The sequence below is a fragment of the Ruegeria sp. CH6 genome (genome assembly GCF_056537005.1).
Genome location: NZ_JBQFQS010000001.1, coordinates 532,439 through 558,869 on the forward strand (window position 1 = coordinate 532,439; position 26,431 = coordinate 558,869).

Below are 26,431 nucleotides of genomic sequence, written 5' to 3' on the forward strand. Positions count from 1 at the left end.
ACGGTCAGGTTGCGTCCACGAGGAATTGCCTAACTGGTAGACCTTGTACTCCCTTCGGAAGCATTTTCGCTGAATGGAATAAGGAAGGGATAGCTCCTGAGGAACTTCACCTAATATGGGCAACAGAAGAGGTTATGATCTGATGTTCAACAAAATCCTGATTGCCAACCGGGGTGAGATTGCCTGCCGAGTAATGGAAACGGCTCAGAAGATGGGAGTCGCCTGCGTTGCTGTGTATTCAGACGCTGACGCCTCGGCACAGCATGTGCAGATCGCAGATGAGGCGGTCCATATTGGAGGAGCGGCCCCCGCGGACAGTTACCTTCGTGGAGATGTGATAATTCAGGCCGCACTGGATACCGGCGCACGTGCAATTCATCCTGGCTATGGCTTTCTTTCTGAAAACCCTGATTTCGTTGATGCCGTCGAAGCTGCGGGGTTGACTTTCATCGGGCCATCGGCGGATGCGATCCGCAAGATGGGTTTGAAGGATGCAGCGAAGGTTCTGATGGAACAGGCAGGTGTGCCCGTCGTGCCAGGATATCATGGCGATAATCAGGACCCGGAACATCTGTCTGGTGCCGCAGATACCATCGGCTATCCCGTGCTCATCAAGGCCGTCGCTGGCGGCGGCGGCAAAGGAATGCGGCTTGTTGAAGAGCCCGAGGATTTTACCGCTGCGCTGGACAGCGCACGTGGTGAGGCTCGTACCGCGTTTGGTAATGATGCGGTTCTGGTTGAAAAATTCGTGGCCAAACCGCGGCATATCGAGGTGCAGGTGTTTGGCGACGGCACCCATGCCGTGCATCTGTTCGAACGGGATTGTTCGCTACAGCGTCGACACCAGAAGGTAATCGAAGAGGCTCCGGCACCCGGAATGACGCCTGAGATGCGTGAGGCGATGGGGCTGGCGGGTGTGCGCGCGGCTGAGGCCATTGGATACAAGGGGGCAGGTACGGTGGAGTTCATCGTAGATGCCTCGGAAGGACTCCGCCCGGATCGGTTCTGGTTCATGGAGATGAACACGCGCCTGCAGGTCGAGCATCCTGTTAGCGAAGCCATCACCGGTGTTGATCTGGTCGAGTGGCAATTGCGCGTTGCAGCCGGTGAAAGCCTGCCCAAGCAGCAGCAGGAACTGTCGATCAACGGCCATGCTTTCGAAGCTCGGCTTTATGCTGAAGACGTGCCCAAAGGTTTTTTACCTGCAACGGGTACGCTGACTCATCTGCAGTTTCCATCCTATTGCCGTGCTGACAGCGGCGTCAGGGCAGGAGATACGATTAGCCCCTGGTATGACCCCATGATCGCCAAAGTGATTGTTCATGGGCCCACGCGTGAAGTCGCGCTGGAGTCGCTGCATCGAGCGCTGAAGCATACCGAGGTCGCGGGTACGGTGACCAATCTTGCCTTCCTCGGCGCTTTGACACGGCATCAGGGATTTGCATCAGGTGATGTGGATACGGGGCTGATCGGACGAGACCTGGACAATCTGGTTCAGGAGGCATCAGTGACACCATGTTCGCTGGTGGCCGCGGCCATGGTTGCCCTGAAACTGGACGATCCAGATGAAGAAAGCGGTTTCACCCTTTGGGCTCCGCTACATCGTGCCGTCCAATTGATGCAGGGTGGTGAGGTCGTCGATCTGGATGTTCAGGTTGAAAGCCCTGAACGGCAGATCTGGCAGGTCGGTCCTGAGACTGTGGTTGCAGAAAGAACCAATGGGCGTTGGAGCCTCGATGGAACTCCGATGCCAAATGTTGCTGTGTCCGGATCTGAAATTACGGTGTTCGACAGTTACGGTCAGGTGTTTGGGTTCGCTGATCCGCTGGATCGGGACACCAGCGCGGCAGGCGATACGAATGTGGTTGAGGCACCGATGCCCGGTTTGGTGAAGGCAGTCTTTGCCACTGCCGGAGATGCGGTGAAAGAGGGTGATCGTCTTGCCATTCTCGAAGCCATGAAGATGGAGCATTCTTTGTTGGCTGCGCGTGATGGTGTCGTTGCTGAGGTTCTTGCAGAAGCTGGCACGCAGGTTGAGGCCGGGGCGGCACTGGTTCGTTTGGAAGAGGAATGATCTTTCTGCTTGTCGCCTTGCAGCAGCTTGTGGTGCTGTGAAGCATAGAAATAGAGATCCGGGAAAGGGACGGCCATGGGAGAACGCGTTGAGGTTTTTGAAGTTGGTCCGCGAGATGGGCTGCAGAACGAAAGACGTGAAATTCCGGTGGCCGAAAAGGTGGCGCTGGTCGATTGCCTGAGCCGCGCCGGGTTCAGCAGAATTGAGGTGGCCAGCTTTGTCTCGCCAAAGTGGGTACCGCAGATGGCGGGCAGTGCCGAGGTGCTGGCCGGTATCAATCGTGCATCTGGTGTGCGTTACGCGGCATTGACCCCGAACATGCGCGGTTACGAAGATGCTTTGGCGGCCGGGGCTGATGAGATCGCCATCTTTGCGTCGGCATCCGAAGGATTCTCGAAAGCTAATATCAACGCCACAATCGCTGAATCGATCGAGCGTTTCGTTCCCATACTCGAAGCGGCGCGTCATATTGATCTGCCGGTGCGAGGCTACGTATCCTGTGTGACGGACTGCCCCTATGACGGACCAACACCGCCCGAGAAAGTTGCCGAAGTGGCCGATATGCTCTTTGCGCGCGGATGCTATGAAATCTCGTTGGGGGACACGATCGGACAAGGAACGCCCGACACGATTGCCCGAATGCTGCTGGCCGTTCGCGAACGGGTGCCTGTGACACGGCTTGCTGGTCATTTCCACGATACCAATGGCCGTGCCATCGATAACATCGATGCATCCCTCGCGCTGGGCGTTCGTGTATTTGACGCGGCAGTCGGCGGATTGGGGGGATGCCCCTACGCACCGGGCGCTGCGGGCAATGTGGCGACCGAAGCGGTTGCGTCACATCTGGAGCGTTTGGGTTACGAAACCGGTCTGGATATGGCGGTTTTGGAAGAGGCCGCGGAAATGGCGCGTGCCATGCGAACGAATTAAGAGGCAAGCATGTTTGAAACAATTACCCTGACAACGGACGCGCGCGGCGTGGTAACACTGACGCTGAACCGCGCGGACAAGCACAATGCCATGTCGGCGCAGATGATTACAGAACTGACGCAAGCCGCAAGGCAACTCGGCGAAGACCAGGCTGTAAGGGTAGTTGTCCTGACAGGTGCCGGCAAAAGTTTTTGTGCTGGTGGTGATCTGGGGTGGATGCAGGCACAGATGGCCGCGGATCCTGCGACACGCTTTGTCGAAGCGCGTAAGCTGGCCGAGATGTTACAGGCGTTGAACACACTGCCGAAACCCCTGATTGGTGCTTTGCAGGGCAACGCATTCGGTGGCGGGGTCGGGATGGCCTCGGTTTGTGATGTGGCCATTGGCGTGGACGGCCTGAAAATGGGCCTGACTGAAACACGCTTGGGCCTGATCCCGGCTACAATCGGCCCCTATGTTGTCGCCCGAATGGGAGAAGCACGCGCCCGTCGCGTCTTTATGTCCGCCAGGCTGTTTGACGCGACAGAAGCGGTTGATTTGGGACTGCTGGTAAAAGCCGTGCCTGCCGAGGCTCTTGCAGAGGCAGTTGAGGCAGAGGTCTTACCCTATCTTTCCTGTGCGCCCGGGGCTGTTGCTTCAGCGAAAGAATTGGTCAGAACACTGAGTCCTACTATTGACGACGACTTGATTGATCATACCATCAAGGCACTGGTTGACAGATGGGAAACAGATGAGGCGAAGGAAGGAATCGGCGCATTCTTCGATAAACGAAAACCTGTATGGAATAGTAAGGTTTAGCCGTATCTCCTAATTTAACGGTGAACTGGAAACTGCGGTGAATTTTGCGGTTGTCACAAACGGATTATTCCACCTCTTTGCGCCTGTGTTCTGTTGACCCTCAGACCCCACACGGATACAGAATGTCCAGTCAACACGCCAATTGACGGCGCATCCAGATGATGGGGGCGCAGGAAAGGAGCTACTCGTGGAAGACCTGTTGCGGGAATATCTCCCGATCCTGGTGTTTCTGGCCGTTGCCGTAGGCCTTGGCCTTGTCCTTATTTTGGCTGCTGTCGTGCTTGCCGTTCGCAATCCCGACCCCGAAAAAGTCAGCGCCTATGAATGTGGTTTCAACGCGTTTGATGACGCGCGTATGAAATTCGACGTCCGATTCTATCTGGTCTCGATTCTTTTCATCATCTTCGACTTGGAAATCGCCTTCCTGTTCCCTTGGGCGGTTGGTTTCCGCGACATCAGTGATGTCGGGTTCTGGTCGATGATGGTGTTCCTGGCAGTGCTGACCATCGGCTTTGCCTATGAGTGGAAGAAGGGGGCCCTGGAATGGGAGTGATGACGGGCGCAAACACCGCAGGTGCCGACAAAGAAGTCGCCACCCAGGCCCTGAATGCCGAGTTGCAGGATAAAGGGTTTCTGCTGACCTCGTCCGAAGACATCATCAACTGGGCGCGTACCGGTTCGCTTCACTGGATGACATTTGGTTTGGCCTGTTGCGCGGTTGAGATGATGCATACCTCGATGCCGCGTTATGATGCGGAACGGTTCGGTATTGCTCCGCGCGCGTCCCCTCGTCAGTCAGACGTGATGATCGTGGCGGGAACACTGACCAACAAAATGGCCCCGGCGCTGCGCAAGGTTTACGACCAGATGCCCGAGCCGCGCTATGTGATCTCGATGGGATCCTGTGCGAATGGCGGTGGTTACTATCACTACTCCTATTCGGTCGTACGCGGTTGTGATCGCGTAGTGCCCGTCGACATTTACGTTCCCGGCTGTCCTCCAACTGCCGAGGCGCTGCTCTACGGCTTGATGCAGCTACAACGCAAAATCCGCCGTACCGGCACTATCGTGCGCTGAGGAGAAAGCTGATGAGTGAAGCACTCAAAGAACTTGGCGCGCAGCTGGAATTGAAACGAGCCGATTGCGTTCTTTCATGGGACGTCACCCACGGAGAACTCAACGTTGATGTGGCGCCTTCGAACCTGGTTGAATTCGTCGAATATCTGAAGGCTGATCGTACGTGCCAGTTTTCGACCCTCGTGGACATCACCGGTGTCGATTATCCCGAGCGTCCCAAGCGGTTTGATGTCGTCTATCACTTCCTGTCGATGTACCAGAACCAGCGGATTCGACTACGCGTATCCATTCGCGAAGAGGACATGCTGCCCTCGATTGTTGAGGTTCACCCGTCGGCCAACTGGTTCGAACGCGAAGTATATGACATGTTCGGTATCCTGTTCTCGGGGCATCCGGATCTTCGGCGTATCCTGACGGACTATGGTTTCCGCGGTTATCCTTTGCGCAAGGACTTCCCGACAACCGGCTATACCGAGGTTCGCTATGACGAAGCGCAGAAGCGTGTGGTTTATGAACCCGTATCGCTGGTGCAAGAATACCGTCAGTTCGATTTCATGAGCCCTTGGGAAGGTGCGAACTACATTTTACCAGGGGATGAGAAGCAGGAGACCGAGTAATGGGTGGCATCTGGTGGCTGATCCTGTCTGCGCTGACCATCATTCCGATGGTGAAGATTTTGCCTTTCTTTGGGATCAACAAGTACTGGTGTCTGCTCTGTTTGGTTCCCTTTGGCACGATCGCGTTGCTGTGGTGGGTCGGGCTTAAGCTACAAGAGTTGGAGCGCCGCTGAGATGCTGATGCTGGGGGAACTGATCGTAATTGGCGCACTGGGCGTGCTGCTGGCTGGGGCGGCAGCTAAGGCTGCTGAGGCCGAAAAGGTTCGCGTGCGGGCCGAAGCAAAAAAGAAACGGGGGCGTTGATGGACGGCTCAAGATACGATGACGGCAGCACGGATGCGCTGAGCGGAGAACAGAAGATCCGCAATTTTAACATCAACTTCGGCCCGCAACACCCTGCGGCGCATGGAGTTCTGCGTCTTGTGCTTGAGCTGGACGGTGAGATCGTCGAGCGGTGCGATCCGCATATCGGTCTGCTGCACCGTGGCACCGAAAAGCTGATGGAAAGCCGGACGTATCTGCAGAATCTGCCGTATTTCGACCGTCTGGATTACGTGGCGCCGATGAATCAGGAGCATGCCTGGTGTCTGGCCATCGAAAAGCTTACGGGCGTGGAAGTGCCCCGGCGCGCCTCGCTGATCCGGGTTCTGTATTCCGAGATCGGCCGTATTCTGAACCACCTGCTGAACGTGACCACGCAGGCGATGGACGTTGGTGCGCTGACCCCGCCTCTGTGGGGCTTTGAAGAACGCGAAAAGCTGATGGTGTTTTATGAGCGCGCATGTGGTGCCCGCCTGCACGCAGCTTACTTCCGCCCCGGTGGCGTGCATCAGGACCTGCCGCCGGAATTGCTGGACGATATCGAAGCATGGAGCCATGAATTCCCTGCTGTGATGGATGACATTGACGGGCTGCTGACCGAAAACCGCATCTTTAAACAGCGCAACGCTGATATCGGCGTCGTGACCGAGGATGACATTCAGAAATACGGTTTCTCAGGCGTCATGGTTCGCGGTTCGGGCTTGGCATGGGACCTGCGCCGTGCGCAGCCCTATGAATGCTACGACGAGTTCGAGTTCCAGATTCCTGTCGGGAAGAATGGCGACTGCTATGATCGCTATCTGGTGCGGATGGAAGAGATGCGGCAGTCGTTGCTGATCATCCGTCAGGCCATCGCCAAAATCCGCGAGTGCCCCGGAGACGTTCTGGCGCGCGGCAAGATCACCCCGCCGAAACGCTCGGACATGAAGACCTCGATGGAGAGCCTGATCCATCACTTCAAGCTTTATACCGAAGGCTTCCACGTCCCCGCGGGCGAAGTCTACGCCGCCGTCGAAGCCCCAAAGGGTGAGTTCGGCGTCTATCTGGTCGCCGATGGCACCAACAAACCCTACCGCGCCAAACTGCGCGCGCCAGGGTTCCTGCACCTGCAAGCCATGGATCACGTCGCGAAAGGTCACCAACTGGCCGATGTTGCCGCCATTATTGGCACGATGGACGTTGTGTTTGGGGAGATTGATCGGTGAGCAGACGGTTGCGATTTTTTGCGTCGGTAGCTGTTTTTGCGGCTTGTGGAGCGGGGCTTTCAGCTGAGCCTGCACCACAAGGTAACCTAAACGATTTTCTGGCCAACGGTTTCCAGATTGTTTCCACTGTGGGTGCGCCGAGAAGTAACGGCTTCGAGTTACTGGTTATCGTACAAAAAGAGCAAACTGCAGCGTTTTGTCAGGTTGGGCTTCTAAACGTAACTGAAACTGAAACAAGTAATCCAGTCTACCTTTCTGGGCCTTGGAACAATTCCTTTCTTTGCCTGCCTTTGGTAAATGGCGCGTACGATGGGGTTGTGCCGGAAGGTCAATATCAGCCGAATTCAGTGCAGGAGAACAAAGGCTAATGCTCCGCCGTCTGCATCCCGAACAACCTGAGAACTTTGCCTTTACCGCTGCCAACCAGCAATGGGCCGAAGCGCAGATTACCAAGTATCCTGAAGGTCGTCAGGCCAGTGCGGTCATCCCGTTGCTCTGGCGTGCTCAGGAACAAGAGGGTTGGCTGAGCCGCCCGGCGATTGAATCTGTCGCCGACATGCTGGGGATGGCCTACATCCGGGTGCTTGAGGTTGCATCTTTCTACTTCATGTTCCAGCTGCAACCGGTTGGTTCAGTGGCACATATTCAGGTCTGCGGCACGACCTCCTGCATGATCTGCGGGGCCGAGGATCTGATCGCGGTCTGCAAGGAAAAGATCGCGTCAAAACCGCATGAACTGTCCGCTGATGGCAAGCTGAGCTGGGAAGAAGTTGAATGTCTGGGCTCCTGCACCAACGCACCGATGGCACAGATCGGTAAGGACTATTACGAGGACCTGACTGCCGAGAGTTTTGGTAAAATCCTCGATGATCTGACATCTGGGAAGGTTCCGGTTCCGGGGCCACAAAACGGCCGATATGCAGCGGAGCCGCTGAGGGGTCTGACCAGCCTTGTTGAACATGACGCTGGCAAACCGCGTTATAATGCAAGCGTAGAGCTGGCGACTGATTTGCACGACACGGTCAAGCGCATCGACGGAACGGAAGTTCCGATCCTGACCCCTTGGCTGGATAAAGATGGCAAACAAGCCGGCGCGAGTGCTGCGGCTAAACCTCCGAAAGCGCCAGAAGCTCCGAAGCCTGCGGTAAAACAGGCCGAAGAGGCAAAGAAAGCCAAATCTGAAGCCAAGGTCGAGGAAGATGCGCCCGAACTGTTGTCAGGGGCGCGGGATGGCAAGCCTGATGACCTCAAGCTGCTGAAAGGTGTCGGACCCAAGCTGGAACAGACACTCAACGAGTTGGGTTTCTACCACTTTGATCAGGTTGCTGCATGGACACCGTTGCAGGTGGCTTGGGTCGATGCGCGCCTGAAGTTCAAGGGTCGTATTGAGCGTGACGGCTGGATTGAACAAGCGGCCAAACTGGCGGCAGGTGAAGAAACCGAGTTCGCCAAGCGCGCTAAGGAAGACGGTACCTACGACGAGTAGGTCAAACAGGAATGAGTACGCCTGAAGGGGCACACAGACGAGATGGACCAAGACAAAGAACAGGCCATGGCCCGAAAAGGGCGCCATATCGGAGTGGTGATTGCCGTCACCATGTTGGCTTGGCTTGCGATGTCATTGTTCATCGGCCCTGCACTGGGACTGCCGGGGCGATATGCGCTGCTGTTCGATTTCGCCGCTCTGGGTGGTTTCGTTTACGCGGGCGTCAACATTTTTCAACTCTGGCGCATGCGTCAGGATAGCCAAAGGTAAGCTAACGATGCTGAAGGATCAGGACCGGATCTTTACCAACATCTACGGGATGCATGAGCGTACGCTGAAAGGCGCGCAAGCCCGGGGGCATTGGGACGGCACGGCTGGCCTGATCGGCAACGGGCGTGATTGGATTATCCAGACGATGAAGGACTCGGGACTGCGTGGTCGCGGAGGCGCGGGCTTCCCCACCGGTCTGAAATGGTCGTTCATGCCCAAAGAAAGCGATGGCCGTCCAGCTTATCTGGTTGTGAATGCTGACGAATCCGAGCCTGGAACCTGCAAAGACCGCGAGATCATGCGCCATGATCCACATACTCTGATCGAAGGCTGCCTGATCGCTTCCTTCGCGATGAATGCGCATACCTGCTATATCTATCTGCGCGGCGAGTACATCCGCGAGCGCGAGGCACTGCAGGCTGCGATCGACGAAGCTTATGACGCGGGTCTTTTGGGTAAGAACGCCGCTGGATCGGGCTGGGATTTCGACCTGTTCCTGCATCACGGCGCAGGGGCTTACATCTGCGGTGAGGAAACCGCGTTGATTGAAAGCCTTGAGGGCAAAAAGGGTATGCCGAGGATGAAACCTCCGTTCCCGGCTGGTGCGGGGCTTTTTGGCTGTCCGACCACTGTGAACAACGTCGAATCCATTGCGGTTGTACCGACCATCCTGCGCCGGGGCGCCGACTGGTTTGCGGGCTTTGGTCGTCAGAACAACGCGGGCACCAAGTTGTTTGCCATCTCAGGCCACGTGAATAACCCGTGCGTGGTGGAAGAGGCGATGTCGATCCCGTTCGAGCAACTGATCGAAACCCATTGCGGCGGCATTCGCGGTGGTTGGGACAACCTGCTGGCTGTGATCCCCGGAGGCTCGTCAGTGCCATGCGTGCGTGGCGAAGATATGCGAGACGCAATCATGGATTTCGACCATCTGCGCAATGACCTGGGATCGGGTCTTGGAACAGCGGCGGTGATCGTGATGGACAAGTCCACCGACATCATCAAAGCGATCTGGCGGCTGTCGAAATTCTACAAACACGAAAGCTGTGGCCAGTGTACGCCATGCCGCGAAGGTACTGGTTGGATGATGCGCGTGATGGACCGCCTGGTGCGCGGTGAGGCCGAACTTGAAGAGATCGACATGTTGTTCGATGTGACCAAGCAGGTCGAAGGCCACACAATCTGTGCCTTGGGCGATGCTGCGGCCTGGCCGATCCAAGGCCTGATCCGCAATTTCCGGGAAGAGATTGAGGACCGCATCAAGGCTCAGAAATCGGGCCGCATGGGTGCGATGGCAGCGGAATAAGATGACAGTTGTTTCAGCATACCTAGCTGTTTTGGGTTTAGGCCTGATTGTTTTTGCTCTAGCGACATTGCTGAGAGCGAACGGGGCCAACCGACTCGTAGCGATTTGCGTGAGCATCAGCCCTTTGGTTATCGGGTATGCACTGTCGTTTCTGTCCGTCGGCCTCGGTTATGAAGGATCGTTGTACGCTCCGATTTTTGGCACAATGATCGCGGTTATCGGATCCATGGTGACTTGGCAGGCTCAAAAAGCCGCAAGGAGATTGTTGGATGCCAACTAAGCGTTTTCACCAGACTGAAATACTTTGCAGATTTAACGCAGAGGTGAGTTAATGGAAGTCTATGCTGAGTATTCCCACGCAATCGCCTCGCTGGTGATTTTTACCCTGATCGTGTTGTTTCTGTCGCCTTTCTCGGCACTTGCAAAGGCCAGCAAAGGTCTGGCTCCAGGTGCGACGCCTGATCAGGACTATTCGGAAAAGGCTTATCGCCTAAACCGCGCTTATCTTAACGGAACTGAAACCCTGCCAGCGTTTCTGACCGTCACTGTGGCCGCGATTTTACTGGGGGCTAGCCCGTTCTGGGTGAACCTGCTTGCTTCTATAGCGTTGGTTGCACGAGTAGTGATGTTGATCGTCCATATTCGTGGGGTCGGCAAACCGCACAGCGGGCTACGATCTGTTCTCTATGTCATCGGTTGGGCTTGCATGATGGTGTTGGGTTTAATGGCTTTGGTAGCCGCGTTTTGAATTGGGACAGAATACGTTGTAACACCGGTCGGACAAAACGACTGACTGTTACTAAAGGGTATCTGGGGATACGGAAATGAAAAAAAACTCTCTGGTTATAGGCATGTTGGCAGCCCTGACGCTGGTTGCTGCATGTGGTAAATCCAAGAGCGATCGGATTCTGTTCGACGGACAGGCCTTCCGTGCCAAAGCAAACTATGTGAACAAAAAAGAATCACGCGCTGATTTTACGGTCACGATCAATGGTGTTTCGGCGTCTTTGGATGGCGCACGTGAAGCGGGCCGGTACGAGGGTACCCGGTTCTGCATTCAGAACTTTGGTACGTCCAAAATAGTGTGGAAGGTGGGACCTGAGACCGAGCCTCAGAACCTGCGTATCGACAATGACAAGTTGACATTTGCAGGTACCTGCCAAAGACCATGAGCAAAGTTATTGCATATCAGCGCATGGCCTCGGTGTCGTTATTGCATAGCAATGCCTCGGTGCTTCGTCTTGGGAGACCCAAGACGAAAGGAAATACCATGTCTTTTGTGAAAACGTTTGCTCTCGCCACTCTGATGGCGGTACCGGTTGCGGCCGAAGCGAAACCCCCTTTGCGCGATGTCAAAGAGATCGACAATGAACTCTATTACATCGCGATCGCAAATGAGATTTCCGAGTACTGCCCATCAATCAGCGGGCGCAGGATGAAAGCAATCGGTGTGATCTGGGGACTGAAATCCAAAGCCAACAAGCTGGGATACTCGGACAAGGAAATCCGGGCCTATGTGGACTCGGATGCTGAAAAGGCACGTATGCGATCCATGGGCGAGGCGTATCTGGCCCAGCATGGTGTGACCTACGAGAATCCCGAAACCTTCTGTACTTTGGGACGCGCGGAAATCGAAAGAAACAGCGCCATTGGCGTTTATTTGAGGGCGAACTAGACCATGTCTGACCTCCGCAAGATCAATATCGACGGGCAGGAAATCGAAGTCGACGGCGCAATGACCCTGATCCAGGCCTGTGAACAGGCCGGGGTTGAAGTGCCGCGCTTTTGCTACCACGAACGTCTGTCGATTGCCGGTAACTGCCGGATGTGTCTGGTGGAGGTCGTTGGCGGCCCGCCCAAGCCTGCAGCGTCTTGCGCGATGCAGGTGCGTGATTTGCGTCCGGGGCCTGAGGGGCAGGCGCCCGTGGTCAAGACAAACTCTCCCATGGTCAAGAAGGCTCGTGAGGGTGTGATGGAGTTTCTACTCATCAACCACCCGCTCGACTGTCCGATCTGCGATCAGGGTGGCGAATGCGACCTGCAGGATCAGGCCATGGCTTATGGTGTGTCGGGGTCGCGTTTCAAAGAAGCAAAGCGCGCGGTTGATGATCTGGATCTGGGACCGCTTGTTGGCACTGCGATGACCCGCTGCATCAGTTGTACCCGCTGTGTGCGGTTCACAACTGAAGTGGCCGGGATCACGCAGATGGGTCAGACCGGGCGTGGAGAAGATGCTGAGATTACCTCGTATCTCAACGAGACGCTGCAATCGAATTTGCAAGGCAATATCATTGATCTGTGTCCAGTTGGCGCACTGACGTCGAAGCCCTATGCCTTCACTGCACGTCCGTGGGAGCTGACCAAAACCGAATCCATCGATGTGATGGATGCTTTGGGCTCGAATATCCGTGTGGATACCAAGGGTCGCGAAGTGATGCGCTTTCTGCCGCGCAACCACGATGGTGTGAACGAAGAGTGGATCAGCGATAAAACCCGTTTTGTCTGGGATGGTCTGCGGCGTCAGCGGTTGGACCGTCCTTATGTGCGAGAGAACGGCAAGTTGCGCCCGGCCACCTGGCCCGAAGCGTTGAACAAAGCAGCTGACGCATTGAAAGGGGCTGAGAAGCCTGCCGGGATTGTTGGTGATCTGGCTCCGGTCGAAGCTATCTTTGCGCTGAAACAGATGATCGAAGGGCAGGGTGGCGTAGTTGAATGCCGCACTGACGGAGCTAAACTGCCTGCAAGCAACCGGGGCGCCTATGCCGGCACCGCCGCCATCGAAGACATAGATACTGCTGAGCGTATCCTGTTGATCGGGACCAACCCGAGAGATGAGGCACCGGTTCTGAACGCACGCATCCGCAAAGCATGGGCCCATGGTGCTGACATTGCTTTGGTCGGTCCGGCTGTCGATCTGACCTACGATTACTACCATGTTGGCGATGACCGCGCTGCCCTGCAGAAAGTGGTCGACATGGGCGGTGATGACCAGATCAAGGGAAAATCCTCGCTGGTCGTTGTGGGTCAAGGTGCATTGCAAGAAGCCGATGGCGCAGCTGTTCTGGCTGCGGCGCAAACCATCGCTGCAAATACAGAAAGCGGCCTGATCGTTCTGCATACAGCCGCTGCTCGCGTTGGTGCGATGGATGTTGATGCCACCAATGCAGGCGGTATGGAGGCGATCAGCGCTGCGGATGTGATCTATAATCTGGGCGCGGACGAAGTCGAAATCGGCGAAGGTGCCTTTGTGATCTATCAGGGCAGCCATGGTGATTGCGGTGCGCACCGCGCTGATGTAATCCTGCCTGCTGCTGCCTATACGGAAGAGAACGGTCTTTTCGTGAACACCGAAGGGCGTCCGCAGCTGGCTATGCGCGCTGGGTTCGCACCGGGTGAGGCCAAGGAAAACTGGGCTATCCTGCGGGCCTTGTCCGCCGAACTGGGGGCGACATTGCCCTTCGACTCGCTGGCGCAGCTGCGTAGCGCTCTGATCGAGGCAGTGCCCCATTTGGCGCGTATCGACGAAGTGATCGAGAACGAGGTGCAACCGCTCGAGGCCGGATCGCTAGGCAAGGCAACGTTCCGAAATGCGATCAAAGACTTCTATCTGACCAACCCGATAGCACGAGCCTCTCAGTTGATGGCAGAGCTATCGGCGCAAGCTCAGGCACTTAAAACCGACAGGATCGCGGCAGAATGATGCGACCCGTTTCAATATTGCGCGCCCGCGCAATCCCGACGACCCACGGTGTGAGGACCAATGGCTGAATTCTTTAACACCCCAGGCGGAATAGCCCTCATCATTCTGGCGCAAGTGCTTGCAGTTGTTGCGTTCGTGATGATCTCGCTGTTGTTCCTTGTTTACGGCGACCGCAAGATCTGGGCGGCGGTTCAGATGCGCCGGGGCCCGAACGTGGTGGGCGTCTACGGCTTGCTTCAATCGGTGGCTGACGCGCTGAAATATGTGGTCAAAGAGGTCGTCATTCCTGCGGGTGCTGACCGAACGGTTTTCATCCTTGCACCGTTAACTTCCTTCGTTCTGGCGATGATCGCTTGGGCTGTGATCCCATTCAATGACGGCTGGGTGCTGTCAGATATCAACGTCGCCATTCTTTATGTCTTCGCTGTATCGTCGCTGGAAGTTTATGGCGTGATTATGGGTGGTTGGGCGTCGAACTCAAAGTACCCGTTCCTCGGCTCTCTGCGCTCTGCCGCGCAGATGATCTCTTACGAGGTTTCGATTGGCCTGATCATCATCGGCGTTATCATCTCGACCGGGTCGATGAATTTCGGTCATATCGTCGAAGCGCAAGACGGCCGCTTTGGCTTCTTCAGCTGGTACTGGCTGCCGCATTTCCCGATGGTGTTCCTGTTCTTCATCTCGGCATTGGCCGAAACCAACCGTCCACCATTTGACTTGCCCGAGGCGGAGTCGGAACTGGTGGCCGGTTATCAGGTCGAATACTCGGCCACGCCCTTCCTGCTGTTCATGGCGGGTGAATACATTGCGATTTTCCTGATGTGCGCACTCACCACGCTGCTGTTCTTCGGCGGCTGGCTGTCGCCGATCCCGGGACTGCCGGATGGCGTGCTGTGGATGGTTGCGAAGATGGCGTTCTTCTTCTTCCTTTTCGCGATGGTCAAGGCGATCACACCCCGCTACCGCTATGACCAGTTGATGAGGTTGGGTTGGAAAGTGTTCCTGCCGTTCTCGCTGGCCTGGGTGGTTTTTGTAGCCTTCGCGGCGAAATTCGACTGGTTCTGGGGCGCGTTTGCGCGTTGGAGTGTGGGCTGATGGAGCGGAAGATACGACACGTTTTTACCGCGCTCACTGCGCTTACCTTTTTGAACGTAGCAGCCTACGCCGCCGAAACTGAACCGGGCGAAGCAAGGAATTTGCTAGATGTTGCCCACGAGATTTGCGTGCCTGAGTTCAAAACTGTGTTTCAATTCGATGAAGGTTTTCAGGACTTCCTCGCAAATGAACTAGGGCAAAAATACCCGCTCGTATCTGCTGAGCAGCATCTAGCTTTTGATAAATACGTCATTGGATCCGTGATAAACGCCAAGCAACTCGGAGATATGACAGCTTACATAGATGCTCTGAAGAACGGAAAAACAATCTCGGACACGACGCGCGAAAAGTCGTCGGCATTGTTGAGCTTGGTAGAGTGCCTCCGAATAACAACGGATGACGAAAAGCGTCTTGCAGAGTTCATCGATGTGGGTGTGGAGGCTGGAAATCTACCCAGCCATGTTAACGTAGAATCCCTGCTTTCTGCGCAAAACAGTGCGGAGTGTATGTACACGATTGAAGCTGGTCGCAGGGTTTTGGCAGTGGATGCAAGCGCTGCAGATGTGAGCGATCAAGTTCAGTTCATTCTCGAAGATACCGCTGGCCGTTGCGAGAAGGGTTTCTAGGACATGACACAAATTGACTATACGCGTGCCGCCAAATATTTCCTTCTGCAGGACTTCTGGGTCGGCATGAAGCTGGGGCTGAAGTATTTCTTCGCCCCCAAGGCCACCGTGAACTACCCGCATGAAAAGGGCCCTCTGTCCCCACGGTTCCGTGGTGAACACGCCTTGCGCCGCTATCCGAACGGTGAGGAACGCTGCATCGCTTGCAAACTGTGCGAAGCGGTCTGCCCGGCGCAGGCGATCACCATCGACGCTGAACCGCGCGAAGACGGCAGCCGCCGCACCACGCGGTACGACATCGACATGACCAAGTGCATCTATTGCGGTTTCTGCCAAGAGGCCTGCCCGGTCGATGCAATCGTCGAAGGCCCGAACTTCGAATTCGCCACCGAAACTCGGGAAGAACTGTTCTACGACAAGGAAAAACTGCTCGACAACGGCGAACGCTGGGAAGCCGAGATTGCCCGCAATCTGGAAATGGACGCGCCGTATCGCTGATGGGAACCTGGGGACCACATAGCTTTGAGAACGACACCGCGTCGGACTTGTTGGATCAGATCCGTGGTTTGGACCAACCTGCTGATCAGGCCGAGGCCGTGCGTGAGCTTTTTGGTAACGTCTTTGCGATGGGTAACGAATACCTGGACGCTGATGAGGCGTCAGCAGCAGTGGCGGGGGCCGAAATCGTGGCCTCGGCGCTTGGGCATCCAAAGAATGGAACGGCAGCGCCCTTTGATCTCGCTGCTTCGTTTAACTTCTATGAAGACACCGTTGGTATGGCGCTTGCAGCAGTCAGGCGGGTGACGGCGGACGAGTCTGAACTGGTGGAACTGTGGGGCGAGACTGACGAAGCCGATACTTGGCGGGACAGTATCGCCGATCTCACATCGCGACTGAATGCAGCTGCCGAAGATAACAATCTGAATCCGGATTTCGATCCAGATGGACCTGATGCCGATCCTGAGATTGCTTTGCGTACCCAGGTTGAGCAGGTCTACGACGACATGATGTCCGAGATCGAGCGTATCGCGGACGGCGGCGCTGGGGACGCTCAGGTCGAAGTTCTGCGCCATCTCGTGCGCAAGATGAACCTGATCCACAAGGATATCACAAACATGCGGTACTTTGTTGTCGATAGCCTTGAGGCGTTGACTGACCGTATCGACGGTCTGGAGAAAAAGCTGTGATGGCCGATGACAACAACCCATTCGCCGCGATGATGAAGCAGGCTCAGGACATGGCCAAGGCAATGAATCCGGCGATGGAGAATTTCTCGCCCAAAGGGTTCGAGGCGCTGTGGCCGACCATGCCGAAAGAAGTCATGGAGATGATGTTCGGCAACACCGTCAACAAGGACGGGCTGGATGCCAAGACCCGCCTGCTGCTGACGTTGGCCGGGCTGACCTGTCAGGGCGCGCAAGCGGACTCGGCAGTGCGTCAGACTGTGCGCCACGCGTTGGAAGCTGGCGCCAAGAAACAAGAGATCGTGGAAACGATCGGTCAGATGTCGGTCTTTGCCGGCATCCCGGCCATGACCCGCGCGCTGGATTTGGCGCAAGAGGTCATGGGTGACAACGAGGATGAGGATCAATGACCGTCTTTGCCTTTTATCTGTTTGCCATCAGCGCGATTACCGGCGGGCTGTTCACGGTGATCAGCCGTCAGCCGGTGCACTCGGTGCTGTGGCTGATCCTGTCCTTCCTGTCCGCGGCGGGGTTGTTCGTGCTGCTGGGGGCAGAGTTCGTGGCCATGCTGCTGATCATCGTCTACGTGGGAGCGGTCGCGGTTCTTTTCCTCTTCGTCGTGATGATGCTGGATGTCGACTTTGCCGAGCTCAAGGCCGAGATGGCGCGCTATATGCCATTGGCCCTGCTGATTGGCCTAGTCATACTGATGCAGTTTGTCATGGCCTTTGGCGCTTGGGACAGCGCACAGGGCGCGGCGGCCAATCTGGCTCAGCCAACCCCGGCTGACCGCCACAACACCGAGGCGCTGGGTGTCATTCTTTACGATCAATACTTCCTTCTGTTTCAGCTTGCGGGTCTGATCCTGCTGGTGGCCATGATCGGCGCAATCGTTCTGACGCTACGCCACCGTCAGGACATCAAACGTCAGGACATCGTCGGCCAGATGATGCGTGATCCGGCCAAGGCGATGGAGCTGAAGGACGTGAAACCGGGGCAGGGACTTTGAGACGATGATCGGACTTGAACACTATCTTACGGTCGCAGCGACGCTGTTCGTCATCGGCATCTTCGGTCTCTTCCTGAACCGCAAGAACGTCATCATCCTGCTGATGAGCATCGAATTGATGCTTCTGGCGGTGAATATCAACCTCGTGGCGTTTTCCAGTTTCCTCGGCGATCTCGTCGGGCAGGTGTTTACGCTGTTCGTTCTGACCGTGGCGGCAGCCGAGGCGGCGATCGGGCTGGCCATTCTGGTCTGCTTCTTCCGCAACCGTGGCACCATCGCGGTTGAAGACGTCAATATGATGAAGGGGTAAGAGAACATGGAAACCACCATCCTCTTTGCCCCGCTGGTGGGCGCGCTGCTCTGCGGGTTCGGCTGGAAGTTCATTGGTGAGAAAGCCGCCATGTGGACTGCGACAGGCCTGCTGTTTCTGGCCTGTCTGCTGTCGTGGATCGTTTTCTTTTCGTTCGACGGTGTAACACAACAGATCGAAATCATGCGCTGGATCGAGAGCGGATCGCTGTCGACAAGCTGGGCCGTTCGCCTGGACCGTTTGACCGCAATCATGCTGATCGTGGTAACGACTGTTTCCGCGCTCGTTCACCTCTATTCCTTCGGCTACATGGATCACGATCCGCAGTGGCGTGAGGGCGAGAGCTACAAGCCGCGCTTCTTTGCCTATCTGTCCTTCTTCACCTTCGCGATGCTGATGCTGGTGACGGCGGACAACTTGGTTCAGATGTTCTTTGGCTGGGAAGGCGTCGGCGTCGCGTCTTATCTGCTGATCGGGTTCTACTATCGCAAGCCATCTGCAAACGCGGCCGCAATCAAGGCGTTTGTCGTCAACCGGGTCGGCGACTTTGGCTTTGCGCTGGGGATTTTCGCGCTGTTCTTCCTGACGGACAGCATCAACTTCTCGGACATCTTTGCATCAGCGCCTGCACTTGCAGAAGAGAAGTTGCACTTCCTTTGGGGAGAGTGGACCGCGATTGAGGTGATCTGCGTCCTGCTGTTCATCGGCGCGATGGGTAAATCTGCGCAGTTGATCCTGCACACCTGGTTGCCGGACGCGATGGAGGGCCCGACGCCTGTATCTGCGCTGATCCACGCCGCGACCATGGTTACTGCGGGTGTGTTCCTTGTTTGCCGGATGTCTCCGCTGTTCGAGTTCGCACCGGGCGCGGCTGGTTTCGTGACCGTACTGGGCGCGACTACTGCATTCTTTGCGGCGACTGTCGGGTTGGTTCAGACCGACATCAAACGTGTGATTGCCTATTCGACCTGTTCGCAGTTGGGCTACATGTTTGTTGCGGCTGGCGTCGGCATGTATTCGGCCGCCATGTTCCACCTGTTCACCCACGCCTTCTTTAAGGCGTTGTTGTTCCTTGGCGCCGGTTCGGTAATCCACGCGATGCATCACGAGCAGGAGATGACCGAATATGGCGGGTTGCGGAAAAAGATTCCTTATACCTTCTGGGCCATGATGATCGGGACACTCGCGATCACAGGCGTGGGCATACCGCTAACGACAATCGGGTTCGCCGGGTTCCTGTCAAAAGATGCGATCATCGAGAGCGCATATGCGGGTGGTTCGGCTTATGGCTTCTGGCTGTTGGTGATCGCGGCTGCGTTCACCTCGTTCTACAGCTGGCGCCTGATCTTCCTGACGTTCTATGGTGAGCCGCGTGGAGACAAGCACACTCATGACCACGCGCACGAAAGCCCGATGGTTATGCTTGTGCCTTTGGGCGTGCTGTCTCTGGGTGCGGTTTTCGCCGGCATGATCTGGTACAGCAACTTCTTTGGTCACGCAGACAAAGTTGGTAAGTTCTACGGCATTCCGGTCGCCGAAGCGTCAGAACATGCCGAAGCCGGTGATCATGGCAAGGCCGAAGGGCACGATGACGAAGCGGCACATGCCGATACCGCCCATGCAGATGATAGCCATGCCGATGACGCTGCGCATGGCGACAAGGATGCGAAAGAGGGCTATCACCACTACGTATTCGCCGGTGAGCCGGGCGAAGGCGCGATCTATATCGCTCCTGACAACCATGTGTTGGATGACGCGCATGCGGCCCCGAAATGGGTAAAGGTTTCGCCGTTTGCCGCGATGCTGCTGGGCTTTGTCATCGCTTACTGGTTCTACATCAAGAATACAGCGTTGCCAGCGCGTCTGGCTGCAAACCAGCGTCCGCTGTACCTGTTCCTGCTGAACAAGTGGTATTTTGACGAAATCTACGATGCGGTCTTTGTCAAACCAACCGTTGCGTTGGGCCGTTTCCTGTGGAAGCGCGGCGATGGCAACGTGATCGATGGCTTCCTGAATGGAGTAGCAATGGGGGTTGTTCCCTTCTTTACCCGTCTCGCTGGCAAGGCGCAGACCGGGTACATCTTTACTTACGCCTTCTGGATGGTTCTGGGCATCGCAGCCCTTGTCACCTGGATGTCGATCGGCGGAGGCGCACACTAATGGATAATATCCTCTCCATTGTTACGTTCATCCCCGCCATCGCGGCAGCTCTTATGGCGCTGTTCCTGCATGGGGATGACGAGGCGGCGCAGAAAAACGCCAAGTGGATCGCGCTGTTGGCGACGACAGTGACTTTCCTGGTCTCGATTGGGATCTACACGGACTTTGACCCCTCCAACACCGGCTTCCAGATGGTGGAAGAAGGCCAGTGGCTGATGGGGCTGAAATACAAGATGGGTGTGGATGGTATCAGCGTCCTGTTCGTATTGCTGACCACTTTCATCATGCCATTGACCATTCTGGCCAGCTGGGAAGTGACCGATCGCGTCAAAGAGTACATGATCGCCTTCCTGCTGCTTGAAACGCTGATGCTGGGCGTATTCATGGCGCTGGATCTGGTGCTGTTCTACCTGTTCTTCGAGGCAGGTCTGATCCCGATGTTCCTGATCATCGGTATCTGGGGTGGCAAAGATCGTATCTATGCCAGCTTCAAGTTCTTCCTCTACACCTTCCTCGGCTCGGTACTGATGTTGGTGGCGATGGTTGCGATGTACTCGGATGCGGGTACCACGGATATCGAGGCACTGATGCACCATCAGTTCTCGTCTGAAGGGTTCAGCGTGCTGGGCATCTATGTGGTAGGTGGTCTGCAAACCCTGATGTTCCTCGCTTTCTTTGCCAGCTTTGCCGTGAAGATGCCGATGTGGCCGGTTCACACCTGGTTGCCGGATGCTCACGTGCAGGCGCCCACCGCGGGTTCGGTCGTGCTGGCGGCAATCCTGCTGAAAATGGGGGGCTATGGTTTCCTGCGGTTCAGTCTGCCGATGTTCCCGGTAGGATCGGCGGTCATGACGGATGTCGTGTTGTGGATGTCGGCGATCGCCGTGGTCTACACCTCACTTGTCGCGCTGGTGCAGGAGGATATGAAAAAGCTGATTGCCTATTCCTCGGTCGCGCATATGGGCTTTGTGACCATGGGTATTTTTGCAGCCAATCAGCAGGGTATCGATGGTGCAATCTTCCAGATGCTCAGCCACGGTTTCATCTCAGCCGCGCTCTTCCTTTGTGTCGGTGTTATCTATGACCGGATGCACACGCGCGATATCGAGGCTTATGGCGGTCTGGTGATCCGGATGCCCGCCTATGCGCTGGTCTTTATGCTGTTCACCATGGCCAATGTTGGCTTGCCGGGTACCAGCGGGTTCATTGGCGAATTTCTGACATTGATGGGCACGTTCCAGGTTAACACTTGGGTGACCGCAGTCGCGGCGACGGGTGTTATTTTCTCGGCAGCATATGCACTGTGGCTTTATCGGCGGGTGGTCTTTGGCGACCTGATCAAGGAAAGCCTCAAGTCGATCACCGATATGAGCTCGCGTGAGCGGCTGATCTTCGCACCGCTGATCCTGATGACCATACTGCTTGGGGTATATCCATCTCTGGTTACGGATGTGATCGGGAACTCTACCGCAGCGCTGATTTCGAACTACGACACGGCTCTGGCCGCGGCTGAGGCCGCGACCCAGGTCGCCTCGCACTAAGGGAGCTTTGGAGACATGATCCAAGCTGATCTGAATGTAATCCTGCCAGAGATTGTTCTGGCAATCTATGCGATGGTGGCGCTGCTTGGGGCTGTCTATACAACCAAGGATGCGCTGGCGCCTGTTTTGGTCTGGACGACAGCGGGCCTTATGGCGCTGTTGTCCTTCTGGATCGTGACAAACGGTGCCGGTACACGTGTAGCTTTCAACGGCATGTTCGTCGATGATGGGTTCGCCCGGTTTGCGAAAGTGGCGATCCTGCTCTCTGCTGCGGCGGTTCTGGTGATGAGCCAAGACTACATGACCCGCCGCGATCTGCTGCGCTTTGAGTATCCGTTGCTTGTGGCACTTGCAGCCGTTGGCATGATGATGATGGTCAGCGCAGGTGATCTGATGTCGCTCTACATGGGGCTGGAGCTGCAATCGCTGTCGCTCTACGTTGTGGCGGCACTGCGGCGCGATAGCGCGAAGTCGACCGAAGCGGGCCTGAAGTATTTTGTGCTGGGCGCACTCAGCTCGGGTCTGCTGCTGTATGGTGCGTCGCTGGTATATGGTTTCACTGGCACCACCCTGTTTTCGGGCATCGTCCAGACAGTTCATCACGGCGAAGTGTCGTTGGGGCTGCTGTTCGGGTTGATCTTCCTGATTTCGGGTCTGGCATTCAAAGTCTCGGCTGTTCCGTTTCACATGTGGACACCGGATGTGTATGAGGGATCGCCAACGCCGATCACCGCTTTCTTTGCGACAGCACCCAAAGTGGCAGCAATGGCCCTGTTTGCACGCTTGCTGCATGACGCCTTTGGAGGGGTGGTGCAGGACTGGCAGCAGGTGATTGTGCTGTTGTCTGTGTTGTCGATGCTGCTTGGCGCCGTTGCCGCGATTGGGCAGCGGGACATCAAGCGGCTGATGGCTTTCTCGTCGATTGCACATATGGGATACGCCCTGATCGGTCTTGCTGCAGGAACCGAGCTGGGGATCAAGGCCATGCTGATGTATCTGGCGATTTACGTCACGATGAACATCGGTACGTTTGCCTTCATCCTGATGATGGAACGTGACGGGAAGCCGGTGACGGATATCGACGCGCTGCGCCAGTTCGCGAAACGCGATCCGGGCAAGGCTCTGGCGGTTCTGATCCTGATGTTCAGCCTCGCCGGTGTCCCGCCGATGCTGGGCTTTTTCGCCAAGTTCGGCGTCTGGCAAGCAGGTATCGATGCTGGTCTGACCGGATTGGTTATCGTTTCTGCAATCTCTTCGGTCATCGGTGCGTTCTACTATTTGCGGATCGTTTTCTACATGTACTTCGGTGCTGAAAACGAAGACCCGATTGAAACCAATCCTTCTCCGGTCCTGTGGGTCGCTCTGATGGGATCAGCAGCGCTGATGTTGATCGGTGTATTCTATCAGTTCGGTATCGAAGGGGCAGCTGCGGCTGCGGCGGTCACACTTGTCAACTAAAACGACCCAACTCAAGCAAAAGGGGGCTCGGTCAATGGACCGGGCCTTTTTGACATGAACGACTGGCCAAGTGGATATGGACTGCACGTTGTGCAGGAGGTGGACAGTACCCTGAACGAGGCTGCGCGTATTGCGCCCACTGCGCAGGGGCCAGTCTGGATCATGGCCCATCACCAGACGGCGGCGCGTGGTCGGCGGGGACGGGCATGGGCCAACCCCAAGGGAAACCTGGCTGCAACATTGCTGCTACGTCCACAGGGCAACCCCGAGCAGGCTGCCCTTCGCAGCTTCGTTGCTGCACTTGCGTTGTTTGATGCATGCGTCGCTGTGACAGGTCGCGCCAGTGGTCTGTCGTTGAAATGGCCGAATGACGTCCTGCTGAATGGTGGCAAGCTGGCAGGAATTCTGCTGGAAAGCACCGGGCAGGGGCGAGGCGTCTCACATTTGTCGATCGGGATCGGGGTGAATCTGGCCGAAGCCCCGGGTGCGGACATGGTCGAGGCTGGGGCTGTCCGCCCGGTCTCACTACTGTCGGAAACCGGTGCGCATGTCACGCCCGAGGACTTTTTGACGGAACTTGCGGCTGCTTATGCCCGGTATGAGACGCAGTTTGTCACCTATGGTTTCGAACCAATACGGACTGCCTGGCTCTCGCGGGCGGCACGGTTGGGGGAGGTCATAACCGCGCGTACCGCAGCGTCGGAAACGGTCGGGACCTTTGAAACGGTGGACGCAGGGGGCAACCTTGTCCTAAACACCGCCAAAGGCCGCGTCAGCATTCCCGCGGCGGATGTGTTTTTCTGAAAGGGGCGCAGATGCTTCTGGCAATCGATTGCGGCAACACCAATACCGTTTTCTCGATCTGGGACGGCGAGACATTCCTGTGCACCCTGCGTACCTCGACGCACCACGCGCGCACTGCTGATGCCTATTTCACGTGGTACTCGACGCTGGTCAAACACTATGGGATCGAAGCGGATATCACTGATGTGATCATTGCCTCAACCGTACCGCGTGTTGTGTTCAACCTGCGCGTTTTTGCGGATCGTTTCTTTGGTTGTCGACCTCTGGTGGTCGGTAAACCCGAATGTCTGTTGCCGGTGAATCCCCGTATCGACGAAGGGACAGTGCCCGGCCCGGATCGCTTGGCAAATGCCGCCGGTGCGTTTGATCGCCATGGTGGCAATGTCGTCGTGGTTGACTTTGGAACCGCCACGAATTTCGACGTTGTTGCGGCGGATGGGGCGTATGTTGGTGGCATCATCGCACCGGGTGTGAACCTGAGCCTTGAGGCGCTGCACCAGGGGGCCGCTGCGTTGCCCCATATCGACATCACCCGTCCGGAAAAAGTGATTGGAACAAATACGGTTGGCTGCATCCAGTCCGGCGTGTATTGGGGCTATTCCGGGCTGATTGAGGGGCTGATTTCCCGCATCAAGGCTGAATATGGAATGCCGATGAAAGTCGTTGGAACCGGTGGGCTGGCGCCTTTGTTCGATCAGGCCGACGTGGGGTTCGACGCAATCGAAGATGATCTGACGATGCACGGTCTGACCGTGATACATCGCTATAACAAGGATAATGGCTCGACATGAGCAGCGAACGACTGATCTACCTGCCGCTGGGCGGCGCAGGCGAAATTGGCATGAACGCCTATGTTTATGGCTATGGCAAACCGGGGCAGGAGCGTTTGATCCTTGTGGATCTCGGTGTGGCATTCCCCGACATGGATACCTCGCCGGGGGTAGATCTCATCTTTGCGGACATCAGCTGGCTGAAAGAGCGGGCCGATCGTCTGGAGGCAATTTTTATCACTCACGCGCATGAGGATCATATTGGTGCCATAGCGCATTGCTATGAGGCGCTTGGGGCACCGGTATACGCACGCGCATTCACGGCGAATATCGCGCGCCGAAAAATGGATGAACATGGCCATCCGGTCGAAGCCGTTCGTACAGCATCATCTTGGCCAGAGCAGATCGAGGCGGGGCCGTTCACAGTTGGTTTCCTGCCTGTTTCGCACTCGATCCCCGAAAGTGCCGGGCTGGTGATCGACACGCCAAGTGGACGGGTTGTGCATACGGGTGACTTCAAGCTGGACGCTGACCCGATTGTGGGCGAGCCTTTTGATCCGGATCTATGGGCCGAAGTGGCAAAATCTGGTGTTAAGGCTTTAGTTTGCGACAGCACGAACGTCTTCTCGAAACATCCGGGGCGCTCGGAATCCGATGTCGGACCTGAAATCACAAGGTTGGTTGAAGAGGCCGAGGGCATGGTCATTGCGACCACCTTTGCTTCGAACGTGGCGCGTGTGAAAACTCTGGCAGAGGCGGGGGCAAAGGCCGGCCGCTCGGTTGTTCTGTTAGGGCGCGCTATGCGGCGCATGATTGAGGCAGCTACTGAGACAGGAATTCTGACGGATTTTCCGCGTGTGATCAGTGCAGAAGAGGCGTTGGATTTGCCGCGTCAAAACCTGATGTTGATCGTGACCGGCAGTCAGGGGGAACGCCGTGCTGCGAGCGCGCAGTTGGCGCGCGGAAAGTACCGCGGGCTTGAGGTCAAGGATGGTGACCTTTTCCTGTTCTCTTCCAAAACGATCCCTGGAAATGAACGCGGCGTGATCCGTATCATAAACCAGTTAAGCGAAAAGGGTGTGGATGTCGTAGATGACAGTTCGGGTCTCTATCACGTTTCCGGTCACGCCAACCGTCCAGACCTAGAAAAGGTTCATGCTCTTGTAGACCCTCAGATGGTGATCCCGATGCATGGCGAACATCGCCATCTGCGCGAACACGCCAAGCTGGCCGAGGCTGCAGGTCGAACAGGTATTCTGGCGGTTAATGGTACGATGCTGGATCTGACCGGCAACGCGCCCCAAGTCGTCGATTATATTGAAACGGGTCGGACCTATTTGGACGGCACCGTCAAAATTGGTGCGCTGGATGGTGTCGTGCGCGACCGCATTCGGATGGCGCTGAACGGGCATGTGACGATCACTGTCATTCTGGATGAAGAAGACGAACCGCTGGGCGAGCCATGGTGCGACACGATGGGACTGCCTGAAACTGGTACCTCGCGCGCAGCATTGATCGAAGTGCTGGAAGAAGATATGAACCAGTTCCTCATGCGGGCAGAAGCAAAAACTCTGCGCGATGACGACAAGCTGGAGGAAGGCTTGCGCCGGATTGCCCGCCAAAGTGCACAGGTGGAAATCGGCAAAAAGCCCGAGGTGACTGTCGTTATCAGCAGGATGCGCTAAACGAC

General features: G+C 56.3%; 30 protein-coding genes. All 30 read left to right on the top strand.

All coding sequences use genetic code 11. The annotated features are described in order from the left end of the window. Positions 1 to 142 precede the first annotated feature (142 nt). The 30 genes from ACR0CW_RS02700 to ACR0CW_RS02845 all read left to right on the top strand — a co-directional run bounded on the left by ACR0CW_RS02700 (position 143) and on the right by ACR0CW_RS02845 (position 26,426). Positions 143 to 2,074, top strand: a complete 1,932-nt coding sequence (locus tag ACR0CW_RS02700) for an acetyl/propionyl/methylcrotonyl-CoA carboxylase subunit alpha (protein ID WP_480786925.1) — start codon at positions 143 to 145, stop codon at positions 2,072 to 2,074. Positions 2,075 to 2,149: 75 nt separating this feature from the next. Then, positions 2,150 to 3,004: a hydroxymethylglutaryl-CoA lyase gene (locus tag ACR0CW_RS02705; protein WP_480786738.1), complete on the top strand. Its 855-nt coding sequence runs from the start codon at positions 2,150 to 2,152 to the stop codon at positions 3,002 to 3,004. 9 nt (positions 3,005 to 3,013) lie between these two features. Next, positions 3,014 to 3,802, top strand: coding sequence for a crotonase/enoyl-CoA hydratase family protein (locus tag ACR0CW_RS02710; RefSeq protein WP_480786739.1), 789 nt, complete (start codon positions 3,014 to 3,016; stop codon positions 3,800 to 3,802). 187 nt (positions 3,803 to 3,989) lie between these two features. Continuing rightward, positions 3,990 to 4,355: an NADH-quinone oxidoreductase subunit A gene (locus tag ACR0CW_RS02715; protein WP_170332684.1), complete on the top strand. Its 366-nt coding sequence runs from the start codon at positions 3,990 to 3,992 to the stop codon at positions 4,353 to 4,355. After that, positions 4,346 to 4,879 carry a NuoB/complex I 20 kDa subunit family protein gene (locus ACR0CW_RS02720; protein WP_113824919.1) on the top strand — a complete coding sequence of 178 codons (534 nt, stop codon included), beginning with the start codon at positions 4,346 to 4,348 and terminating at the stop codon, positions 4,877 to 4,879. Before ACR0CW_RS02715 ends, ACR0CW_RS02720 begins: the two co-directional genes overlap by 10 nt. A gap of 11 nt (positions 4,880 to 4,890) precedes the next feature. Then, positions 4,891 to 5,496 carry an NADH-quinone oxidoreductase subunit C gene (locus ACR0CW_RS02725; RefSeq protein ID WP_155147502.1) on the top strand — a complete coding sequence of 202 codons (606 nt, stop codon included), beginning with the start codon at positions 4,891 to 4,893 and terminating at the stop codon, positions 5,494 to 5,496. Continuing rightward, positions 5,496 to 5,669: a hypothetical protein gene (locus tag ACR0CW_RS02730; protein ID WP_010442775.1), complete on the top strand. Its 174-nt coding sequence runs from the start codon at positions 5,496 to 5,498 to the stop codon at positions 5,667 to 5,669. Before ACR0CW_RS02725 ends, ACR0CW_RS02730 begins: the two co-directional genes overlap by 1 nt. Before the next feature lie 7 nt (positions 5,670 to 5,676). Further along, entirely contained in the window at positions 5,677 to 5,799 is a 123-nt protein-coding gene (locus tag ACR0CW_RS02735; RefSeq protein WP_256372809.1) for a hypothetical protein, read from the top strand. Beyond that, positions 5,799 to 7,022: an NADH-quinone oxidoreductase subunit D gene (locus tag ACR0CW_RS02740; RefSeq protein ID WP_196223495.1), complete on the top strand. Its 1,224-nt coding sequence runs from the start codon at positions 5,799 to 5,801 to the stop codon at positions 7,020 to 7,022. The genes ACR0CW_RS02735 and ACR0CW_RS02740 overlap by 1 nt, the downstream gene beginning before the upstream one ends. Beyond that, complete coding sequence (locus tag ACR0CW_RS02745; RefSeq protein ID WP_480786740.1) at positions 7,019 to 7,390, top strand: hypothetical protein; 372 nt, start codon at positions 7,019 to 7,021, stop codon at positions 7,388 to 7,390. The genes ACR0CW_RS02740 and ACR0CW_RS02745 overlap by 4 nt, the downstream gene beginning before the upstream one ends. After that, complete coding sequence (nuoE, locus tag ACR0CW_RS02750; protein ID WP_480786741.1) at positions 7,390 to 8,508, top strand: NADH-quinone oxidoreductase subunit NuoE; 1,119 nt, start codon at positions 7,390 to 7,392, stop codon at positions 8,506 to 8,508. The genes ACR0CW_RS02745 and nuoE overlap by 1 nt, the downstream gene beginning before the upstream one ends. A 42-nt stretch (positions 8,509 to 8,550) precedes the next feature. Next, positions 8,551 to 8,778 (top strand): DUF5337 domain-containing protein, encoded by a 228-nt coding sequence (locus ACR0CW_RS02755; RefSeq protein ID WP_155147510.1) that lies wholly within the window; start codon positions 8,551 to 8,553, stop codon positions 8,776 to 8,778. A gap of 7 nt (positions 8,779 to 8,785) precedes the next feature. Beyond that, the gene (gene nuoF, locus ACR0CW_RS02760; RefSeq protein ID WP_480786742.1) at positions 8,786 to 10,084 is read left to right on the top strand and encodes an NADH-quinone oxidoreductase subunit NuoF; all 1,299 of its coding nucleotides are present in this window, start codon (positions 8,786 to 8,788) and stop codon (positions 10,082 to 10,084) included. Between the two features lie 331 nt (positions 10,085 to 10,415). After that, on the top strand, positions 10,416 to 10,832 hold the full coding sequence (locus tag ACR0CW_RS02765) for an MAPEG family protein (protein WP_480786743.1): 417 nt from the start codon (positions 10,416 to 10,418) through the stop codon (positions 10,830 to 10,832). Positions 10,833 to 10,908: 76 nt separating this feature from the next. Further along, positions 10,909 to 11,256: a hypothetical protein gene (locus ACR0CW_RS02770; RefSeq protein ID WP_480786744.1), complete on the top strand. Its 348-nt coding sequence runs from the start codon at positions 10,909 to 10,911 to the stop codon at positions 11,254 to 11,256. Between the two features lie 98 nt (positions 11,257 to 11,354). Continuing rightward, on the top strand, positions 11,355 to 11,759 hold the full coding sequence (locus ACR0CW_RS02775) for a DUF5333 domain-containing protein (protein WP_480786745.1): 405 nt from the start codon (positions 11,355 to 11,357) through the stop codon (positions 11,757 to 11,759). 3 nt (positions 11,760 to 11,762) lie between these two features. After that, positions 11,763 to 13,784: an NADH-quinone oxidoreductase subunit NuoG gene (nuoG, locus tag ACR0CW_RS02780; protein WP_480786746.1), complete on the top strand. Its 2,022-nt coding sequence runs from the start codon at positions 11,763 to 11,765 to the stop codon at positions 13,782 to 13,784. A gap of 60 nt (positions 13,785 to 13,844) precedes the next feature. After that, positions 13,845 to 14,879, top strand: coding sequence for an NADH-quinone oxidoreductase subunit NuoH (gene nuoH / locus ACR0CW_RS02785; RefSeq protein WP_155147520.1), 1,035 nt, complete (start codon positions 13,845 to 13,847; stop codon positions 14,877 to 14,879). Continuing rightward, positions 14,879 to 15,505: a hypothetical protein gene (locus ACR0CW_RS02790; protein ID WP_480786747.1), complete on the top strand. Its 627-nt coding sequence runs from the start codon at positions 14,879 to 14,881 to the stop codon at positions 15,503 to 15,505. Before nuoH ends, ACR0CW_RS02790 begins: the two co-directional genes overlap by 1 nt. Before the next feature lie 3 nt (positions 15,506 to 15,508). Next, positions 15,509 to 16,003: an NADH-quinone oxidoreductase subunit NuoI gene (gene nuoI, locus ACR0CW_RS02795; RefSeq protein WP_170331439.1), complete on the top strand. Its 495-nt coding sequence runs from the start codon at positions 15,509 to 15,511 to the stop codon at positions 16,001 to 16,003. Continuing rightward, positions 16,003 to 16,692 (top strand): DUF4259 domain-containing protein, encoded by a 690-nt coding sequence (locus ACR0CW_RS02800; protein WP_480786748.1) that lies wholly within the window; start codon positions 16,003 to 16,005, stop codon positions 16,690 to 16,692. Before nuoI ends, ACR0CW_RS02800 begins: the two co-directional genes overlap by 1 nt. Continuing rightward, positions 16,692 to 17,099: a carboxymuconolactone decarboxylase family protein gene (locus tag ACR0CW_RS02805; protein WP_480786749.1), complete on the top strand. Its 408-nt coding sequence runs from the start codon at positions 16,692 to 16,694 to the stop codon at positions 17,097 to 17,099. Before ACR0CW_RS02800 ends, ACR0CW_RS02805 begins: the two co-directional genes overlap by 1 nt. Next, entirely contained in the window at positions 17,096 to 17,698 is a 603-nt protein-coding gene (locus ACR0CW_RS02810; protein ID WP_155147529.1) for an NADH-quinone oxidoreductase subunit J, read from the top strand. Before ACR0CW_RS02805 ends, ACR0CW_RS02810 begins: the two co-directional genes overlap by 4 nt. Before the next feature lie 4 nt (positions 17,699 to 17,702). Continuing rightward, on the top strand, positions 17,703 to 18,008 hold the full coding sequence (gene nuoK, locus ACR0CW_RS02815) for an NADH-quinone oxidoreductase subunit NuoK (protein WP_005984024.1): 306 nt from the start codon (positions 17,703 to 17,705) through the stop codon (positions 18,006 to 18,008). 6 nt (positions 18,009 to 18,014) lie between these two features. After that, on the top strand, positions 18,015 to 20,168 hold the full coding sequence (gene nuoL / locus ACR0CW_RS02820) for an NADH-quinone oxidoreductase subunit L (RefSeq protein ID WP_480786750.1): 2,154 nt from the start codon (positions 18,015 to 18,017) through the stop codon (positions 20,166 to 20,168). After that, positions 20,168 to 21,709: an NADH-quinone oxidoreductase subunit M gene (locus ACR0CW_RS02825; protein WP_155147533.1), complete on the top strand. Its 1,542-nt coding sequence runs from the start codon at positions 20,168 to 20,170 to the stop codon at positions 21,707 to 21,709. The genes nuoL and ACR0CW_RS02825 overlap by 1 nt, the downstream gene beginning before the upstream one ends. Before the next feature lie 15 nt (positions 21,710 to 21,724). Continuing rightward, entirely contained in the window at positions 21,725 to 23,167 is a 1,443-nt protein-coding gene (nuoN, locus tag ACR0CW_RS02830; RefSeq protein ID WP_155147535.1) for an NADH-quinone oxidoreductase subunit NuoN, read from the top strand. Between the two features lie 54 nt (positions 23,168 to 23,221). Further along, the gene (locus tag ACR0CW_RS02835; RefSeq protein WP_480786751.1) at positions 23,222 to 23,971 is read left to right on the top strand and encodes a biotin--[acetyl-CoA-carboxylase] ligase; all 750 of its coding nucleotides are present in this window, start codon (positions 23,222 to 23,224) and stop codon (positions 23,969 to 23,971) included. An 11-nt stretch (positions 23,972 to 23,982) separates the two neighbouring features. Then, positions 23,983 to 24,762 carry a type III pantothenate kinase gene (locus ACR0CW_RS02840; RefSeq protein WP_155147537.1) on the top strand — a complete coding sequence of 260 codons (780 nt, stop codon included), beginning with the start codon at positions 23,983 to 23,985 and terminating at the stop codon, positions 24,760 to 24,762. Further along, the gene (locus ACR0CW_RS02845) at positions 24,759 to 26,426 is read left to right on the top strand and encodes a ribonuclease J (protein WP_480786752.1); all 1,668 of its coding nucleotides are present in this window, start codon (positions 24,759 to 24,761) and stop codon (positions 26,424 to 26,426) included. Before ACR0CW_RS02840 ends, ACR0CW_RS02845 begins: the two co-directional genes overlap by 4 nt. Positions 26,427 to 26,431 lie beyond the last annotated feature (5 nt).